Genomic DNA, 18,430 nt, shown 5'->3' with positions numbered 1-18,430 from the left:
AAAATGGCGAACCGCTCAAAATTCGATTCCTTTTTGCGCCTTGATGCCGCTGGCCAGGGGATGCTTGACTGCCTGCATCTCGGTCACCAGATCGGCCGCTTCCAGCAGGGAGGGCGGGGCGTATCGGCCGGTGATGACCACATGTTGGGCAGGGTTGCGCTCGGTCAGGAACTGGAGGCAGGGATCAAGGGCCAGCATGCCGTAATGGAGCAGGTAGGTGAATTCATCGAGCACCACGATCTGGTAGCTGTTCGAGTTGATGGCCTGACGGGCGAAGTCCCACGCCTCCCGGGCCAGCCGGGCATCGTCCTCGATGTTCTCCGATTTCCAGGTAAACCCCTTGCCCATCACATGCAGGTCGATCAGCCCCGCAAACCGCTTGACGGCCTCGAGTTCCCCGTAACGCCAGCTCCCTTTGATGAACTGGATAAAACAGACGCGCAGCCCATGACCGGCGGCCCGCATGGCCATGCCCAGGGCGGCGGTGGTCTTCCCCTTGCCATTGCCGGTGAACACGATCAGCAAACCTTTGCTCATTCCATCCTCTTTTTTTGTCGTGGAATCCACCATTCATCGCTCCTTGTCCACCATACCACCTGCCTTGGCGGGCGTCACCTTTTTCGACCACCCGGCCTTCTCGCCCTGGTGCCGCAGGAGGAGAAACGCGACGCGCCCGGCCTGTTTTTTTTACCGAAAACCTTGTCGGGACATGGCACTCAAGGTACCCTAGAAACAAAACCCGCGCCGCTGGCCCGGTTCTTACCCTGGCGTTCACTCATTCGGGGATATCGCATCCCCCACAGGCACATGAGGCTCCATGAAACACAAGAAAGAATGGGACGACACCCTCAACGTGGGCATCGGTCTCATTGACAATCAGCATAAAATCATTTTCGACCTGATCAACGACCTGGGCAACGCTTCAGCAAGCCACGCCGACAAAAAGGTGATCGACACCCTTTTTGATGTGATTGAAAATTATATTTTTCGCCATTTTGAAGCGGAGGAGAAACTCATCGAGCATCATGAGCTTGCGGCGCAGCATACCCTTGATCATTATGCCTTGATCAAGGAGTTTCATAAATTCAGGTTGAGTTTTCGCAACAGGAACAACGGCGGCAATGCGATCCATGATGTGCTTGACGCATGGTTTATCGACCATATCAGCCGCGCGGACATCCCGCTTTTTGCCTCCATTGCCAAGGGAGGCAGCGAACAGCAACAGAAGATTGCAATCGATGAATATCCGTTCGAGCAAAAGGACCGAAGACGTCACAAGCGCATCCATCAACGGAAGATCACCGATCACGCCATCCTGGCCACCTGTTACAATACCACCACCTTGAAAAATAAAAGTGCCACCATCGTCGATATCAGCCTGGGCGGTCTACGGCTCGAATCGTCCGAGCTCTATTCCATCGACGATTTGCTGATCGTCACCTGCACCATTGGCAGAAATTTCAAAATGAAGGAAAAGGTGCGGGTCGTCAATGGACAAGACAATCTCTACGGGGCTGAATTCATCAACCTGTCGCCGGCCACCGAACAATTTCTCATCGAACTGTATGGCTCCGTCCATATACGCAATTTCTGACGATTCACGACAGGAGCCGCACCATCGCCAGCCGGTGGGCAGTCCCCATGCATCTTGACGACAAGACCACCCGACTGCGCTCGATCCTGCAAGCCCATGGACGGGTCGCTGTGGCCTTTTCCGGAGGCACCGACAGTTCCCTGCTGGCAAAATGCGCCCTGGACACCCTTGGCGCGGGCAACGTCTTACTGCTGTTTGGCGAATCGGCCCTCCTGCCATCGCGGGAAATCGATCGGGCCATCCACTGGTCATCACGCAACGGCTACCCCCGGGGTGTTGCCATGGTGCGCCTGGAAGTGCACCCTCTGCGTTGGAAGGAATTTGTCGTCAACGCCGAAGACCGTTGCTATTCGTGCAAATTCCGCCTGTATTCCCTGTTTCGAGAACAACTCGAAAAACATGGGGTTTCCGTTCTGCTCGACGGCACCAATACCGATGACCTGAAAAGCCATCGCCCCGGCCTGCGGGCCATCCACCAACTGGGCGTACAGACGCCCCTGGTCCAGGCCGGCTTTGACAAGGCGGATGTCCGACAGCTGAGTCAACAGCTGGGATTGACGGACTGGGATCAGCCTTCCGCTTCCTGCCTGGCCACTCGGATCCCCTGCGGCATGCCCATAACCGTTGAGCGCCTGCGGCAAATCGAACAATGGGAGGAAGAACTGCGCCGGTTTGGTTTTGTCGGTTGCCGGGTGCGCCTGGAGAACGAAACCGGCAGCCGGGTCTGTATTCAACTCCGGGCAGCGGATTTCGCCTCCTTCTCGATGCACACCCACCGGCCGGCCATGGTCCGTTTTTTCCACAACCACGGCGTTGACACCGTCCTGCTCGACCTTGTGGGGAGATGATGCAGCCACTCCCAGGGTGAGTCCGCGCGGAATCGTTACCTGCTCTTCAGCTTCACCCAGTATCCTTCATATATTTTCAGGGTCTGCTCGTCCAGACTGTCAAGAAATTCGCCCCGGGCCGCATCTTCGACCGAAGGATTGACGATGGGGTTGTTCTTCATCTCCGCGGGAAGAAAGTCGAACACCTTGGCATTGGGCGAGGAATACCCCATGGACTGGCTGATGATCGCCGACACCTGCGGCCGAAGCACATAGTCGATGAACCGGTGAGCCGCCTCCACGTGGGCCGCTCCCTTGGGGATGCAAAAGCTGTCCACCCAAAGACTGAACCCTTCGGGCGGGTAGAGGTAGTGGATGGCCTTGTTCTCGTTGTTGGCCACATAGGCCTCGCCGTTCCACACCAGACCAGCGGCCACTTCCCCGGAAAGCAAGGCTTGCTTGGGCGAATCGGAATCGAACACCCGCACCTGCGGCATCAGGGACTGCAACCGCTCAAAAGCCTGGCGCAGGTGCTCGGGATCCTTCTCGTTGATGGAATAGCCCAACACCTTGAGGCCGATGCCCATGACCTCGCGCGGATCGTTGGGCAACAGCAGCTTGCCCTTGAGTTCGGGCTTCCACAAGTCGGCCATCTTCCGCACCGTGTCGCCGCCAATGACCTGGGTATTGACCGCCAACGAGGTCGAGCCCCACATGTAGGGGACTGAATAGCCGTTGCCTGGATCAAAGCTCTGATTGGTGAACCTCGGGTCGATCAGCGAGAAGTTGGCAATCTTCTTCGTGTCGACCGGCAGCAGCAGTCCCTCGCGCCGCATCAGTCCCACATAATCCGAGGAGGGCACCACCAGATCGTAGCCTTTGCCCACCAGCTTGACCTTGGCGTACATGGCCTCGTTGCTGTCGTAGGTCGACAGGTTGACCTTGATGCCGGTCTCCTTGGTAAAGGCGGCGATCACCTCGTCGGGGATGTACTCGGACCAGATGTAGAGGTTGACCACCTTGTCCGCCTTATCGGCGGCAAATCCGGGCACGACAACCGTTAACAGGGCCAGGAGCGTGAGTAGGACGCGATGCACGATGGTTTTCATTGTTTCTCCTTGAGCAGTTTTCTGGAAAGGACGAGCGCGGTGATGGTGATGGCCATCATCACCACGCACAGTGCATTGACATCGGGTTTGATGCCCAGGCGGACCATGGAATAGATGCGCAATGGCAGCACCTCGAAGTCCGGCCCGGTGGTGAAGAAGCTGATGATCACGTCGTCCAGCGACAGGGTAAAGCTGAGCAGCCAGCCGCCGACCACCGCCGGAGCGGCCAGGGGGAGGACGATGTGGCGAAAGACGTGGTACTCGCCAGCCCCCAGATCCCTGGCGGCATCGACGATATCGGTCTGAAAGCCGTGGAAACGGGAAAACACGGTGGTGGCGACAAAGGGCACGCACAATACCGTGTGGGCGACCAGAAGGGTGGGCAGGCCCAGGGGCAGGGACAAGGCGAGAAAGAGCAGCAGCAATGAGATGGCGATCACAATATCGGGCGACATCATCATCACGAACAGCCCGCCAAACAACAAGCGGCGGCCGGGAAATCTGTACTGGTGCAGGATGAAGGCGGCCACCGTGCCGAGCAGGGTGGCCAGGGTGGCGGCACCGGCGGCAATGAGCAGGGAGTTGACCGCCGCGCTCGTCAGCCCGGTGTTCTGCCACAGCTTGCCGTACCAATCGAGGGTGAACCCCTTCCAGGCCAGGGAATACTTGGAGCTGTTGAAGGAGAAGACCGCCACGATCACCAGCGGCAGGTAGAGAAAGGCATAAACCCCGCCCGCATAAAGGTACTTGAGCCAGCGGTTCACCGCATCATCTCCCGGCCGGAACGACGGTTGGCCAGATAGTGAAGCGCCAGCATCAGGCCCATGGCCACGGTCATGGTGACGCTGGCCGCCGAGCCCATGGGGATATCGCGGAAAACCAGGAATTGGTCGCGGATGTAGTTGCCCAGCAGCATGGTGCGGGCGCCGCCGAGGATGTCGGAGATATAGAACATCCCCAAGGCCGGCAGAAAAACCAGCATGGTGCCGGCCACGATGCCCGGCATGGTCAGGGGCATGGTGATGCGAAAAAAATTCTGCACCCGGCCGGCCCCCAAATCGCGTCCCGCCTCCAGCAGCTGCGGGTCCACCGCCTTGAGTGCCGCATAGAGCGGCAAAATCATGAACGGCAACAGGGTGTAGACCAGACCGATGAAAACGGCGATAGGGGTATACATCAGCTGCAGGGGCGCCTCGATCAGGCCTGCGGCCCGCAACAGGGTGTTGACGAAACCATCGGCCTTGAGCATCATCACCAGGGCATAGGTGCGGATCAGGGAGTTGGTCCAGAAGGGAATCATCACCAGCAAGAGCAGCAACGGCTGGGCCCTGGTCGGAGCCTGGGCGAGGATGTAGGCAAAGGGATAGCCTGCCAGCAAACAGAGCAGGGCGGCCACCGCCGCCAGTGCGAGGGAATCAAGCGCCATGCCGAATACCGCCGGCGACAGCAAATGCCGATAGTTAACGGTCGACCACCCAGAAACCACCAGGGTACCCTCGCCGCGTTCGAGAAAACTGGCGCCCAGCAGGATCAGATAGGGAATCAGGGCCAGCACCACCATCCAGGTGTAGGTTGAGCCGATCAGCAGCAGACGGAAGCGGGATTCAGTCTTCATGCGGCAGCACCACCTCCCACCCCTCATGCCAGCCGAGCGCCACCGAATCACCAGGTTTGAAATAGAGGTTGTCGCTGTCGTCATCGAAAAATTCGGTGACCTGCACCCGGGTGCCGCTCTCGAGGCTGACTTCCACGTCATAGGTGGCGCCGTGATAGAAGATGCGCCGTACCGTGCCCTTGAGCCGCGCCTGCTGGAATTTGGCGGAGAGATCCCGGGACTGGGCGATGTCCTGTTCCAGTTCGAGGCGGAAATCCTCGGGCCGCAGCAGCACATGGATCGACTGACCGAGGTTGAGGGCGCGATTGCTCCTGAGACGGACGACCGCCCCCTCCACCAAGGCGATGAAGGTGGTTGACCCGGTCTGCTCGCGGATGACACCGTCGAGCACGTTGATATCGCCGACAAAGCGGGCCACGTAGAGGTTGACCGGTTCTTCGTAGATCTCCATCGGGGTGCCGATCTGCTCGATCCGGCCCTGCTGCATGACCACCACCCGGTCGGACATGGCGAACGCCTCGTCCTGGTCGTGGGTCACGAGGAGAAAGGTGATGCCCAGGGTACGCTGCAGCTGCTTGAGCTCCTTTTGCATCTGCTTGCGCAGACGGTGGTCGAGGGCGGAAAGCGGCTCGTCGAGCAGCAGGACCCGAGGTTTGTTGACAATGGCCCGGGCAATGGCCACCCGCTGCTGCTGGCCGCCGGAGAGTTCAGCGGGTTTGCGGTGGGCCATCCCGGCAAGCTCAACCAATTCCAGGGCCTGATGCACGGCCTGCCTGATATCGTCCGTGCCCTTCTTGGCCATGCGCAGACCAAAGGCGATGTTGTCGAACACCGTCATGTGGGGAAACAGGGCATAATTCTGAAACACGGTGTTCACCGCCCGTTTTTCCGGCGGCACCCGGTCCATGATCCGACCATCGAGCAACAGCTGACCGCGGGTACAGTCTTCAAAGCCGCCGATCAGCCGGAGCAGGGTGGTCTTGCCGCAGCCCGAGGGGCCGAGTAGGGAAAGAAACTCCCCATCGGCCACCGTGAGGGATATGTTGGCGAGGGCCCGATGGCCGCCATAGTCCTTATCCACCCCGATCAGTTCGACAACCGCTTTGTTCAACCCGCCCGTCTCCTCAAAAAAACAACCGGCGTCGAGTGCCGGTTGACGTTATCCTGGCCGTCGGTCAATGACCGATCCGGTGTTCTTCGCGCTGTTTTCTACAACGAACAGGGTCTGCTCTTCAATGGCAAAGACAACGCCCGCCTCCTTTTTCATTGGGAGAAATGCTGTGGACAGGAAGCTGGGGGCCCTGACCGCCGGATCCGGCAACAGCTCAGGAGAGGAGGGATGAACAGCAAGACGGGTCGAGCCCAAGACGCACACGGGATGGCCTTGGTCGGCCATCCCGGTCTTTCACGCGCTCCTGGGAATTCAGCGGCTGTTTTTCAGACAGCAGATCAGCGTTTTATATACCAGCTTGGCGGCCAGGAGGTGGGCATGGAGGCCGTTTTTCTGCGGCACCAGCCCGGTGACATCGAATCCGATAATCGATTTTTCCCGGGCAATCATGCGGATCAGGTTGTTGAGGCTATACCAGTCAAGCCCGCCGGGTTCCGGTTTGGTCACCGCAGGCATGCAGGCCGGATCGAGGACGTCGAGGTTGATGGCCAGGTAGACGGTTTCACCAAGGACATCGATGGCGTCCGCCGCGGCGTTCAGGCCGTTGTTGTAGATATCCCGGGCAAACACCAGGTTATCGATATGCACTTTGTTCTTCTCGGCCTTGGCCATGCTGCGGATGCCGATATGGGAAACGGGGCACTTTTCCTTGATCCGTGCCATCACATCGGGCGCATCGGCAACGGAATCGAGCAGGTGGGGATGGGCCCCGAGATGAATGACACTGAGGTTGTTGTCCTGGCCCAGGGCCGCATTGACCAGGCCTTCGCTGATCAGGTGGCTGCCGCCGATGGCCGCGACCAGCTTGTTTTTCTTGAAGTGCGGGTTGCTCTGATTGGCCACCTCCTCCACCACGGCCTGCGGGTCGTCAGGGCAGAGCAACGGTTCCAGGGTATGCAGCTGCAGTTCATCAAGATCGGTATTGGTTTCGACGTCATAGGCGGAAAGCATCTGCGAGGCAAGCAAAATGGCCTCGGGACCTTTATCCAAGGGGATATTCTTGCTCGAACCACCGTGGGGAATGGGTAGGATGACGGCCTTGGCTTGATTGTAGGCAACCTTTTTCGATGAAAGATTCAAGAAATTCATGCGTCAACACCTTGGGTAAAGTTTTGTCAACCGGGGCACCCGTGCGGCTTGTCCTGCAATGAGCGTCAATCACTCGAACTCTTCATCAAAGGAATCGTCCGCGTCATCGGCATCGGCGTCGTCGTCGAGCAATTTCAAACGGATGGGGTCTAGCGAACGGATCAGGTACTCGGCCTCGCAATCATTGCAATAAACAATATCATCCTCTTCGCAGTAGCTATCGATGATGATATCGCCACCGCAGACGGAGCACTCCTCAATCTGGACATCTTCCTCATCGTTTTCTCTGTCAACCATAGTCCTGCCTTGAAATTGGGGGTTCATTGGAGACGAGCCAATCGACCGTTCATCCGGCCGGCAAACATCGCCTGTTCGCCACGACCTGGATTCGCGTGCCAAGCCCTCTATAATGCTCCATGATCGAAATATACCCCACCTCCTCTGTCAATAAAAAATTGAATAATCGACAAGAGTAACCCACTCATTGCCGGTATTTGCCCGCCCGGAGGAACGGGCAACGCAAACCAACAATGAACCAGCGGGGCCTGCCGCCTGTTGGAGACGAACACGACCGCGACCGCATGTCGGACACGGGACAGCGGCTATCCGACTGGGCGGCGATCACCGGGAATCCGGGGCATGCATCGACCGTTCTGGTAGCGCTTCCCGCACCTTGGCCGCCAGGGCCGTCTTGGTGAATGGTTTCTGAATGAATCGCACGCCCTGCTCGATCATTCCCTGATGGGCGATGACATCGGCGGGATAGCCGGACATGAACAGGCAGCGCATGGCTGGCCGAATCGCCGTCAACCGTGCAGCCAGTTCCTTGCCGTTCATGCCGGGCATGATCACGTCGGTGATGAGCAGGTCAATGACGCCCGTGTACTCCCTGGCCCAGCGCAGCGCCTCCTCCGCAGTACTGGCGATCAGAACCGTGTATCCCAGGGTTTCCAGCATGGCCTCGCTCATCTCGAGCAGCACCTGTTCGTCCTCCACCAACAGGATGGTGCCGCTGCCGGGGGAGACGACAACGGGCGGCTCAGCGATTGTTTCCTCCTCGACCTCGCCGACGAACCGGGGAAGGTACAAACGAAAGGTCGTGCCCTGCCCCGGTTCGCTGGCACATTCGATCAGCCCGTGGTTCTGGGTGACGATGCCGCTGACCGTGGACAACCCCAGTCCAGTCCCCTGCCCGTGCCCCTTGGTGGTGAAGAAGGGATCAAAAATCCGCTCCTGGGTGGCCTGATCCATGCCGCAGCCGTTGTCGCACACCATGAGTTGCACATATTCGCCGGGGATACAGCCGACGCGGCTGGTGCAGTAGGCGGCATCGAGGACCGTGTTGGCGGTTTCAATGACGATCTGGCCATCGTCGACCACCGCATCCTTGGCGTTGATGCTCAAGTTGGCGAGAATCTGGGTCAGCTGGGTGGGATCGATGCGCACCGGCCACAGCCCCTCGCCTGGACGCCAGAGGAGCTGAACATCCTCGCCGATCAGCCGGCGAAGCATCTTGAGCATTTCGGTGATGCTCTGATTCAGATCGAGCACCTTGGGCGCGATGGGCTGTTTGCGGGCAAAGGCCAGCAACTGTCTGGTCAGCTCGGCGGACCGTTCAGCCGCTGTCAAAATCTGCTGCAGATCGTGACGCAGCCGCGTGCCCAGCCCGGCATCGGTCAGGGCCAATTCGGCGTGACCAATGATCACCCCCAGCATGTTGTTGAAATCATGGGCGACGCCGCCGGCCAACCGCCCCACGGATTCCATTTTCTGAGCCTGCAACAACTGGTCTCGCAGCCGTTCCCGCTCGTCTTCCGCCTGCTTGCGCCGGGTCATGTCGCTGCCAAACGAGAGGATCTCGCAGATTCGGTTGTGCTCGTCCCGGATCACCCGGTTGTTCCAGTGGATCCACAGCCGCTGGCCGTCACGGGTCATGTTTTCGTTGATATTGTCGCGAAAGGTCTCGGTGTCCTGGCAGATCGCGGCCATCATCACTCGCAGATCCTGGCCGTTCGAGTCGATCTCGGGCACGATGGTGCCCACCACGTTCCTGCCCAGCAGTTCCTCTTCGGTGAAGCCGAAGAATTTGAGGGCATAGGCATTGACAAAGGTCAACACCCCGGAGATGTCGAATTTGATGATGATGATGCTGGCGTTTTCCACCAGCTCCCGATACCGCTCCTCGCTCTCCCGCAGGGCCGCCTCGGCCTGACGGATGGTGGTGATGTCGGCGGTGGCCGAGAGGATGACCGGCCCGCTCTCCCAGTCGATCATCGCGCTGGCCTGGAGGGTGTGCAAAAATCGGTGCCGCCGAATGGTGACCGGCACCTCCATTCCCGCAACAACACCGTGCTTGTCGAGCTCGCGCTTGATGGCGCGAACGGCGCTCCGATCAAGGAGCACGCCGGCCTCTTGGCTGGTGCGGCCCAGGGCTTCCGCGGCGGTGATGCCGGTGATCTGGGTGAAGGCGCGGTTGACCATCAGGTAACGGCCTGCCTGATCGTTGACCACGCAGGCAAAGGGGGCCAGGTCAAACAGGGCCCGGAACCGTTCGGCCGCGTTTCGCGCCTCGCGGCGCAGCTGCTGCTGACGTTGCAGCAGTTGAAACAACCAGGCGATCAATACGGCTTGAAAAACGATAAATCCCAGCCCCGCGAGAAAATAGCCTCCCCTCCCCCGCCAAAACGGTTCGGGTTTATGCAAGAAAATGATGTTTTTTTCTTCCGTGCCGGCAGCGGTCAGCACCGCCGAGCGCGGGATGTTCCACCGGTCGAGCGACTGATGATCCACCATCACCCGATTGGCATTTTCGGTGAGCACCGGAATCTCAGCCGCCTTTTTTCCTTGCCACATCTGGAGGGCCAGGTGACCGGCGGTCACCCCCTGGTCAAATCCGCTGTTCAATTTGCCACCCAAAACGCCATATCCCAGGTAGGTCGCGTTGTGAACAAACACCGGCCCGGGGGCATGGCTGGCCACCAGGGGAACAATGGCTTCGGCATTGACGGTGTGCCCCTGTCTATCTTTATAAAAATCGGCATAGTAGACAATGGAACCAGCGGGAGACCGTCGGAGCGTGTCGACCAGGGTATCGATTTCGAGTCCGGAACCATCCGGATCGAGAAACACAAAGGGTTGTTTGTAGGCACCAGATCTGGCCAGGCGTTCCAGGGTCTGACGGTTGGCGGCCCCGGTGGTGGTCGGATCGGTAATCACCAGTACCTGGGTGGTTTGCGGCAGCATCCGCAGGGCAAAATCGAGGCTTGCCTCGATATCGATGGTTTCGAGCACCCCGGTGAACCAGGGCTGGTTGTCAAGCATGCCCGACTGCAGGGCATTCACGCCGCAAAAGACCACCGGCGTTTCGGGAAAGAGTCGACCGGCGCGGGCAAGAAGGAACCGCAGGGCGTCGTCGTCCAGGGAAAAGATGGTGTCAAAGCGGGAGTGCGCGTACTTCATGGCATACAATTGCGCCAGTTGCGTCAGATACGCCTCACCCTGGATGCGCTTGGTATCCATGTACTCGAGAAACACCTCGGTGCCGGGCGGCAGGACGGAGCGAATGCCGCGAACCTCCTCGTCGGAAAAGTGCATGCCCGGATGATAGGAGTTGAGGATGAGAACCCGGCGCGGCCCGTTGGAACGCGCTTGACCGGCGGCCTCCCTGGGTGCGGCCGATTGGGCCTCGCCTTCGGCCCAGAGCGCGGCCGGGACAATCAGCGTCCAGAGGAACAGGAAACAGGCCAACCAACGAGGCTCGGCGGTGGCGAAAAAAGCCAGGAGTGGCTGTTTCGCGCCGGGGGCAGGGGGATGGGTGGTCATGACAGCAAACCGGGTGATGGATAATCAATCAGCCGTGTCCAGGGGCGGCGCAGCCCTTGAACACGGCAAGGTCGTTCAATCGATCTCGTTCTCTTGTACTGGAAATCCGGCCGTCGAGGTAGAATTTTCTCCCGCATTGACCATTCTTCCCGCCTCCATCGAGAAGAGGAGAAAGGCCGCGGTGATGCGGTTGCCGCAGCCGGCAGTGACTGTCCCCACAACAAAATTGTATGGACAGGCGGACCGAAAGCCTCTAAGGTACGGCCCGGAAAGGCGGCGGCCGGCTCTTTTCTTGGGTCTGACCGCGCAACACGGACAAACCATTCACAGAGGGTATCATGGGCGGGCTTTTCGGCATTGTCTCGCGGGAGGATTGCGTCGCGGATCTGTATTACGGCACCGACTACCACTCCCATCTGGGCACAAAACGCGGCGGGATGGCGGTGCGCAATGCCCAGGGCTTCCATCGCGCCATCCACAATATCGAAAACAGCTATTTTCGCTCCAAATTCGAATCCGAGCTGGTTCAGTTCCAGGGCCGGCAAGGCATCGGCGTGATCAGCGACACCGATCCGCAGCCCCTGATCATCGGATCGCATCTCGGTACCTTCGGCATCGTCACCGTCGGTCGAATCAACAACATCGATGACCTGGTCCAACAGGCCTTTGCCGACAAATGTCATTTCTCTGGCACCGCCGACGGCATCGCCAACCAAACCGAAGTGACGGCAATGCTGATCTGCCAGGAAAACAGCTTCGAAGCCGGTATCCGCCGTGCCCAGGAAGCGATCCAAGGCTCCTGCTCGATGCTTGTCCTGACCGAACAAGGGCTCTATGCGGCCCGTGACCGCCTCGGCCGGACGCCGCTGGTGGTGGGCCGCCGCGAAGGGGCGACCGCGGTCAGCTCGGAAACCAGCGCCTTTCCCAATCTAGGATTCGACACCGCCCATTTTCTTGGCCCGGGTGAGGTGCTCTTTCTCACCGCCGACGGCTGGGAACAGCGGCTGCCTCCGGGGCCGCGCATGCAAGTTTGCTCCTTTCTCTGGGTCTACTACGGCTACCCGGCCTCCGAGTACGAAGGCATCAACGTCGAACATTTCCGTTACGCCTGCGGCGCGGCCTTGGCGCGTCATGACGGCGTGTCCGTGGACACCGTCGCCGGTATTCCCGATTCGGGTATCGGCCATGCACTGGGTTATGCCAACGAAAAGAAAATCCCGTACAACCGACCCTTTGTCAAATACACGCCTACCTGGCCGCGCAGCTTCATGCCCCAAAACCAAGCCATGCGCGATCTGGTGGCGAAAATGAAGCTGATCCCGGTGCGCCGGTTGATCGAAGGCCGTCGACTGATGCTCTGCGACGATTCGATCGTCCGCGGCACCCAGCTCAAGGACAATGTGCAGGCCCTGTTTGATTGCGGCGCGCGGGAGGTACATGTGCGCCTCGCCTGCCCGGCCCTGATCTACCCCTGCATGTTCCTCAATTTCTCCACCTCGCGCTCGACCCTGGACCTGCTTGGCCGCAAGACCATCCGTGCGCTTGAGGGGACCGAGGACAAGGATCTGCCCCTGTACGCCCAGGCCGGTTCAGCCCAGCACCTGGCCATGGTCGAGACTATCCGTTGCCAGCTGCGCCTCACCTCGCTGCGCTACCAGCGGCTGGAAGACCTGGTCGCGGCCATCGGCCTGCCCAAGGAGCAACTGTGCACCCATTGCTGGGACGGCAGCAGCTATTCCTGACCCGGAAACGGTTCCCCTTCCCATCAACGGTCAACAAGGAAAAACCGCATGAAACTCGAACAGTATTTCGCCACCACCAAAGGCACAGGGGTCATGGCCACCTGTGACGGCAAGGGTGAAGTGAACACGGCCATTTACTCCAGGCCGCACGTCCTGGGCAAGGACGAGGTCGCCTTCATCATGCTGGATCGGCGCAGCCACGCCAATCTGATGGAAAACCAACAGGCTTGCTATCTCTTCCTCGAGGAGGGGCATGCCTACCAGGGGCTGCGGCTCTACATGAGTTTTCTCGACGAAAACACCGATCAGGAACTCATCCGCTCCATGAGCCGACGGCCCAAGCGGCCGGACGAAGGCGAACAGGAGAAAAAATTCCTGGTTCGCTTCCGGGTGAACAAGGTGCTGAATCTGCTCGGTGGCGAACAAAAGACGCTGGAGTAACGGCTCGGCGCTTCCGCACCTCATCCTTCCGCCCACACACCCGGGGCGCGATCGTCTTTTCCCAATGGGGTGAAAGACGGTCAGTGCTCCGGCCGGACATTTCTCGACACACCGGGAGCCCCTTGCAGGCCCCCGCTTCTCCCCTTTTGGCCGTCATCTCCCGGACGGCCTCACCGTGACCCCTCGATAAAGCCACGCCACTGCGTCCGGCTCCTTGCGGGTTACAACCACTTTTTCTTTCTGAACACGGCCAGCAGCACAGCGGGGATAAGAAAAAACAAACCCCAGAGAACAGGATAGGACCATTTCCAGTGCAGCTCAGGCATGTGGTCGAAATTCATGCCGTAGATCCCGACGAGAAAGGTCAGGGGGATGAAGATGGTGGCAAACACGGTCAGCACCTTCATGATCTCGTTCATCCGATTGCTGACGCTGGAGAGATAGATATCGAGCATGCCGTTGATCAGATCGCGGTGGGAATCCATGGTATCGATCACCCGGAGAGTGTGATCAAAGACGTCTCGGAAATAGAGCTGGGTTTTTTCGTGGATCAGGGGATTTTCGCTGCGCTGGATGGCCAGCAGGACCTCGCGCAGCGGGGTGATGGCCTTGCGGACGAACACCAGTTCGCGTTTCAGCCGTTGAATGAAGACAAAGGTTGTGGACTGCGGCCGGTCGAGCAAGGTGATTTCCGCGCGTTCGATGGCCTCTTCCACGGTGTCCGACAGGGCAAAATAGTTGTCTACCACCGCATCCATGACCACATAGGCCAGATAATCAGCGCCCCGGGAACGGATTCGTCCCTTGGGGTGGGCCAGCCGCTGCCTGAGATTGCCGAACAAATCGTCCGCATTTTCCCTGAAGGTAAAGAGCATGTCGGCGAACAGAAGCAGGGATATCTGTTCGTGACCGACTGTGAGCGATGAATCGCCGCGCAGGGTTTTCATGACCAGGAAGAGATAGTCTTCATACTCCTCGAACTTGGGCCGCTGGTGAGTGTTGAGAATATCCTCCAGGACCAATGGATGGACCGAGAGATGCAGGCCTATGGCCTCAAGCAGTTCGACAATGTCCAGGCCTTCACAGTGCACCCAGAGGGTGGCGCCGGGCTGGCGGTGAGCAAGAATGTCGTCGAGGCTTGCCACCTGCTGCTCGATAAAATGCTCTTCGCTGAAACTGATCAAAACGACACGCCCCGCGACGGCTGGCGACCTGCCGACATGCACTAGGCTGCCAGGAGGCAAGCCAGCCTTTTCCGAAGGAACATTGAGGGTTTCCGCCATGGGCTACTCCTGGGAAGGTGGAGGGCATGGCCCGTGCCAGGCAAGGGTTGCGCGACCGCCGGGAGGAAGAAACGGCTCAATTAGCGCCTCCAGCCGTTGCCGCACCGGTTCCGGCACGGGCAGATCCCTGTCGTTTAAGGAAAGGGTCAGCCGCTCCTCGGTCGCCGCCCGGCCGCGGAGAAGGGTCGATTCGATGAAATCGGCGATCGCGTCGCTTTGATCCAGGCCAAAGCACAGCCCCTCAATCAATGGCAGGTCGGTGGCCACGGCAACCACCCCCTCGACCAGCTCGCGCAACAGCGGCGAGTCCTTGTCCCGTCTGACCTCGATCTTCGGTACCTGGGCGGCATGCTTGAATCCTTCGGCCACGACGATGCTGACATCAGGGAAGAGAGCGCCGGCCAAGATCCGCAGGTCACCGTCGGGAGGGCTGCCCTGGAGGATCAACTGATCCGGGGCCAGCAGGGCCACCCCGTCGGCACCCGCTTGTTTGTACAGGGCCGTGTCGGTGCCGGGACGATCAAAGGCGATCCCGCATTCCTTGGTCGATTTGATGACCCCGACCGCATGGCCCTTGGCCTTGAGGTGGGCGACCACCTGTCGAGTCAGGGTGGTCTTTCCTGAATTGTGCCAGCCAATAAACGCGATCACCGGAGGCATGGAGGCTCCTTGGCGTTGGCCGCCGGGGCGGCAATGTTTACCGAAAAATAACTTTAAAGATTATCAAATTGTTATTATTCATTTAATTACCAAGCAACAAGTGAAAAACGGCATCCGCACCGTTTGTGGTGGACGGAATGACGGCTTTTGCCGTTGTTCCAGCGCCCGAATGGCTCATTCGACTCGTACCCCCAATCAGGCGGCCCGACGCATGGACGACTGTTCTCGGCCGGCGTCCTCTTGCCCCTGGCATTCAAACCGGGAGGTGGCCTCCACCTCTTGCCGAAGGAGGAACAAGGTATGCGTGTTCGATCAATTGTAAAAATTGGCGCAGTGGCGATAGCCGTGCTGGCCGTGGTGGTGGCGGGCATGGTGATCGCCGTCAAATCCGTCAGCCCCGACCGCATCAAAAAGATGCTGACCGCGCAGGTGCAAAGCGCCACCGGCCGGGCCCTGACCATCGCCGGACCGTTGGAGATTCGCCTGGGTCTGGAGCCGAGCGTGGTGGCTTCGGGAATCACCCTTTCCAATCCGCCCGGTTCGACCCGGCCCGAAATGGTCAAGATGGAACGGTTTGAGTTCGAAATGGCCCTGCGGCCCTTGCTCAATCGGCAAATCGTCATCAACCGGCTGCTCCTCAACGCTCCGGACATTGTCATCGAAACCGAGGCCAAGGGTCCGGGCAACCTAGATTTCAGCCCCCCTGACCAACAAGGCCGGCCCGCGCCTCCAGCCGCCACCGAGCAGCAAGAGGGGGCGGGCGCTTCATTTTCGGTTACCCTTCGGGAGGTCAAAATCAGCAACGGGGTCATCGCCCTCCACGATCGGACAGCCAAAACCACTGAAACCGTGCGCATCCACGAGCTGACCCTCAAGCCGGACACCGCCGATCCCGCCCTGCTGGCGTTGCAGCTGCTGACCACGGCACGCGAGCAGAAGATCGATCTCGCCGGCACCATGGGCGACATCAACGCCATCCTAAGCGGCGCTCCCTGGCCCCTGAAGCTCAAGGCTGCTGCCAAGGCGATCGCCCTGAATGTGGAAGGCCGGATCGACAAGCTGGCGGCTCTCCAAGGACTCAACTTCAAACTGACCGCCCAAGGCGAGGAACTGGGCGAGGTCCTCCGCGCGGCCGGAGTGAGCCTCCCCGAACTGCCGCAAACGCTTGGCCCCTTTACCGTGACCGCCCGTGTCGACAATGCGGGAGGACGGTTCAATCTCAGCGATCTCGATTTGCAGGCGGGTAGGCGCGAATTGCTGCTGGTCGAGGCCAAGGGTGGCATCAAGGATCTGGCCGGCGCCCTGGCGGCGGAACTGGCCGTCAACCTGACCAGCGACAACCCGGCGGCCCTGGCCAAAATCGGCGGCAAGGACATGGCCCTCAAGGGGCCGCTGACCGTGATCGCCCGGATGAACGGCAATCCCACCACCCTGAACATCAACGACTTCAAGGCGACCCTTCAGGATCTGGAGGTGACCGCTCAGGGCGGTATCGCCGAATTGGCGACCCTGCGAGGACTCGACCTCAAGCTGAATGCCCAGGGAAAGGAACTGGGTGAGGTGGTGCGCCTGGCCGGGGTGAGCAAACCCGAACTGCCAAAGACACTGGGACCGTTTACCGTGGCCGCCCGGCTGGGCAATCCGGACGGCCGCTTCAACCTGGCCGATGTCAACGTCCAGGCGGGCAGGCGCGAACTGCTGGTGGTCGATGCCAAGGGCGCGATCAAGGACTTGACCGGGGCCCTGGGCGTGGATCTGACCGTGAATCTGACCAGTGACAATCCCACAACCTTGGCAAAGATCGGCGGCAGCGATCTTGCCCTCAAGGGACCGTTGCAACTTGCCGGCAAGGTCAGCGGCGGCGACACAACCTGGAAGGTGAGCAATCTCAAATCCTCGCTCGGCACCAGCGATCTGGCGGGGGAGGTGGCGGTCCAGTTGGCCAAGCGAACCAAGGTGACCGGCAAACTGAACGCCGCCGCCATCAATCCCGCCGATTTTTCGCCGCCCCAGGCCGCCTCGGCGACCAAGGCAACCGCCAAGACCAAGGGGAAAAGCAGCCAAGCCAAGAAAGGCGACGGTCGTCTATTTCCCGCCGATCCGCTGCCAGTCGATGCCCTGCGGTCAGTGGATGCGGATCTGGCCCTGCAGGTGGGTAAACTGCAGCTCGACACCCAGCAGATTCGTGATGTGCGACTCACCCTGCAGCTGAACGGCGGCCGCCTGGCCGTCAAGCCCCTGCGTTTCGCCCTGGCCGGCGGAACCTTCGAGGGCGAGGCCAGCCTCAACGCCGCTGGCAAGACACCGGCCCTGTCCCTGCAACTCAACGGCCGCCGGTTCGAAGTAGGACAACTGGCCGCCAACAGCCCGATCAGCGGCTGCAAAAGCGATTTAAACGTCAATTTCAAGGGCAGCGGCGACTCGGTGCGCAGCCTGATGGCTTCATCCTCGGGAGAAACACGCCTCAGCGTCGGCAAGGGACAAATGCGCAACAAAGCGGTGGATTGGGCGGGCGGCGATCTGCTCTTTCAGGTGCTGGGCGCCCTCAATCCCTTCGTCAAAAGCGAAAACACCACCCAGATTGAATGTGCTGCCGTCCGGTTCGTCCTGCGTGACGGGATCGCCACCTTCGACAAAGGGATCGCCATGCGCACATCACAGATGGACATGGTCGGCTCCGGCACCATCGACCTGCGTACCGAGCGACTTGACTTGGGATTCAAACCCCGTCCCCGTGGCGGAGTGGGCATCTCGGTATCCGCGCCGCTGGCGGGCTTGGTGCGGGTCAGCGGAACCCTGGCCAAGCCCGGCATGGGGATCGATGCCCTCGGCACCATGAAAACCGCGGCCTCGGTTGGCGCCGGCATGGCCACCGGCGGCCTGTCGACATTGGGCGAGATGCTGGTCGACAAGGTCACAGCCGACGATGACCCCTGTCGGACCGCGCTGGGCCAGACACAGTCCCAGTCTGGCACACCAAAAACGACACCGGGGGGAACACGGCGGTAACAGCCAGGTTGTAGACAAGCTCTCTTCGGGGCAACGGAGGGGACCGTTCTCTTTCGCTGCCCCGCCCC

16 protein-coding genes are annotated in these 18,430 nt (G+C 60.0%); 5 read left to right on the top strand and 11 right to left on the bottom strand.

Annotation, left to right across the window (positions count from 1 at the left end; translation table 11 throughout):
• Window positions 1–15 precede the first annotated feature (15 nt).
• Window positions 16–537 (bottom strand): cob(I)yrinic acid a,c-diamide adenosyltransferase, encoded by a 522-nt coding sequence (cobO, locus tag DESPR_RS07670; RefSeq protein ID WP_169701564.1) that lies wholly within the window; start codon window positions 535–537, stop codon window positions 16–18.
• A gap of 280 nt (window positions 538–817) precedes the next feature.
• Between cobO and DESPR_RS17210 the strand changes: the two genes are divergently transcribed.
• Window positions 818–1,594: a hemerythrin domain-containing protein gene (locus DESPR_RS17210; protein ID WP_015724232.1), complete on the top strand. Its 777-nt coding sequence runs from the start codon at window positions 818–820 to the stop codon at window positions 1,592–1,594.
• Between the two features lie 47 nt (window positions 1,595–1,641).
• Entirely contained in the window at window positions 1,642–2,442 is an 801-nt protein-coding gene (larE, locus tag DESPR_RS07660; RefSeq protein WP_015724231.1) for an ATP-dependent sacrificial sulfur transferase LarE, read from the top strand.
• A gap of 35 nt (window positions 2,443–2,477) precedes the next feature.
• Here the strand turns inward: larE and DESPR_RS07655 are convergent, their stop codons facing one another.
• The 8 genes from DESPR_RS07655 to DESPR_RS17205 form a co-directional block, all read right to left on the bottom strand.
• On the bottom strand, window positions 2,478–3,530 hold the full coding sequence (locus DESPR_RS07655; RefSeq protein ID WP_015724230.1) for a spermidine/putrescine ABC transporter substrate-binding protein: 1,053 nt from the start codon (window positions 3,528–3,530) through the stop codon (window positions 2,478–2,480).
• Window positions 3,527–4,294, bottom strand: a complete 768-nt coding sequence (gene potC / locus DESPR_RS07650) for a spermidine/putrescine ABC transporter permease PotC (RefSeq protein WP_015724229.1) — start codon at window positions 4,292–4,294, stop codon at window positions 3,527–3,529. The genes DESPR_RS07655 and potC overlap by 4 nt, the downstream gene beginning before the upstream one ends.
• Window positions 4,291–5,145 (bottom strand): ABC transporter permease subunit, encoded by an 855-nt coding sequence (locus DESPR_RS07645; RefSeq protein WP_015724228.1) that lies wholly within the window; start codon window positions 5,143–5,145, stop codon window positions 4,291–4,293. The genes potC and DESPR_RS07645 overlap by 4 nt, the downstream gene beginning before the upstream one ends.
• On the bottom strand, window positions 5,135–6,256 hold the full coding sequence (gene potA / locus DESPR_RS07640) for a spermidine/putrescine ABC transporter ATP-binding protein PotA (RefSeq protein ID WP_015724227.1): 1,122 nt from the start codon (window positions 6,254–6,256) through the stop codon (window positions 5,135–5,137). The genes DESPR_RS07645 and potA overlap by 11 nt, the downstream gene beginning before the upstream one ends.
• Window positions 6,257–6,304: 48 nt before the next feature.
• On the bottom strand, window positions 6,305–6,541 hold the full coding sequence (locus DESPR_RS07635) for a hypothetical protein (RefSeq protein ID WP_043769851.1): 237 nt from the start codon (window positions 6,539–6,541) through the stop codon (window positions 6,305–6,307).
• 27 nt (window positions 6,542–6,568) lie between these two features.
• Window positions 6,569–7,405 (bottom strand): arginase family protein, encoded by an 837-nt coding sequence (locus DESPR_RS07630; RefSeq protein ID WP_015724226.1) that lies wholly within the window; start codon window positions 7,403–7,405, stop codon window positions 6,569–6,571.
• Window positions 7,406–7,474: 69 nt separating this feature from the next.
• Window positions 7,475–7,702, bottom strand: a complete 228-nt coding sequence (locus DESPR_RS07625; protein ID WP_015724225.1) for a hypothetical protein — start codon at window positions 7,700–7,702, stop codon at window positions 7,475–7,477.
• A gap of 324 nt (window positions 7,703–8,026) precedes the next feature.
• Window positions 8,027–11,227, bottom strand: coding sequence for a PAS domain S-box protein (locus tag DESPR_RS17205; RefSeq protein WP_015724224.1), 3,201 nt, complete (start codon window positions 11,225–11,227; stop codon window positions 8,027–8,029).
• Window positions 11,228–11,565: 338 nt separating this feature from the next.
• On the opposite strand from DESPR_RS17205, the gene DESPR_RS07615 reads away from it, so the two are divergent.
• Both DESPR_RS07615 and DESPR_RS07610 read left to right on the top strand, forming a co-directional pair.
• Window positions 11,566–12,969 carry an amidophosphoribosyltransferase gene (locus tag DESPR_RS07615; RefSeq protein ID WP_015724223.1) on the top strand — a complete coding sequence of 468 codons (1,404 nt, stop codon included), beginning with the start codon at window positions 11,566–11,568 and terminating at the stop codon, window positions 12,967–12,969.
• A 48-nt stretch (window positions 12,970–13,017) separates the two neighbouring features.
• A complete protein-coding gene (locus DESPR_RS07610; RefSeq protein WP_015724222.1) occupies window positions 13,018–13,410 on the top strand; it encodes a pyridoxamine 5'-phosphate oxidase family protein in 393 nt (130 codons plus the stop codon).
• 221 nt (window positions 13,411–13,631) lie between these two features.
• Here DESPR_RS07610 and corA read toward each other — a convergent pair whose 3' ends face one another.
• Both corA and mobB read right to left on the bottom strand, forming a co-directional pair.
• A complete protein-coding gene (gene corA / locus DESPR_RS07605; RefSeq protein WP_015724221.1) occupies window positions 13,632–14,693 on the bottom strand; it encodes a magnesium/cobalt transporter CorA in 1,062 nt (353 codons plus the stop codon).
• A gap of 3 nt (window positions 14,694–14,696) precedes the next feature.
• A complete protein-coding gene (mobB, locus tag DESPR_RS07600) occupies window positions 14,697–15,353 on the bottom strand; it encodes a molybdopterin-guanine dinucleotide biosynthesis protein B (protein WP_015724220.1) in 657 nt (218 codons plus the stop codon).
• 300 nt (window positions 15,354–15,653) lie between these two features.
• On the opposite strand from mobB, the gene DESPR_RS07595 reads away from it, so the two are divergent.
• On the top strand, window positions 15,654–18,362 hold the full coding sequence (locus DESPR_RS07595) for an AsmA family protein (RefSeq protein ID WP_015724219.1): 2,709 nt from the start codon (window positions 15,654–15,656) through the stop codon (window positions 18,360–18,362).
• Window positions 18,363–18,430: the final 68 nt, after the last annotated feature.

Origin of the sequence: Desulfobulbus propionicus DSM 2032 (assembly GCF_000186885.1) — a bacterium.
Taxonomy (GTDB): domain Bacteria; phylum Desulfobacterota; class Desulfobulbia; order Desulfobulbales; family Desulfobulbaceae; genus Desulfobulbus; species Desulfobulbus propionicus.
The sequence above is the reverse complement of the archived record's forward strand: the minus strand, read 5'-3'. Positions and strand labels throughout refer to the sequence as shown.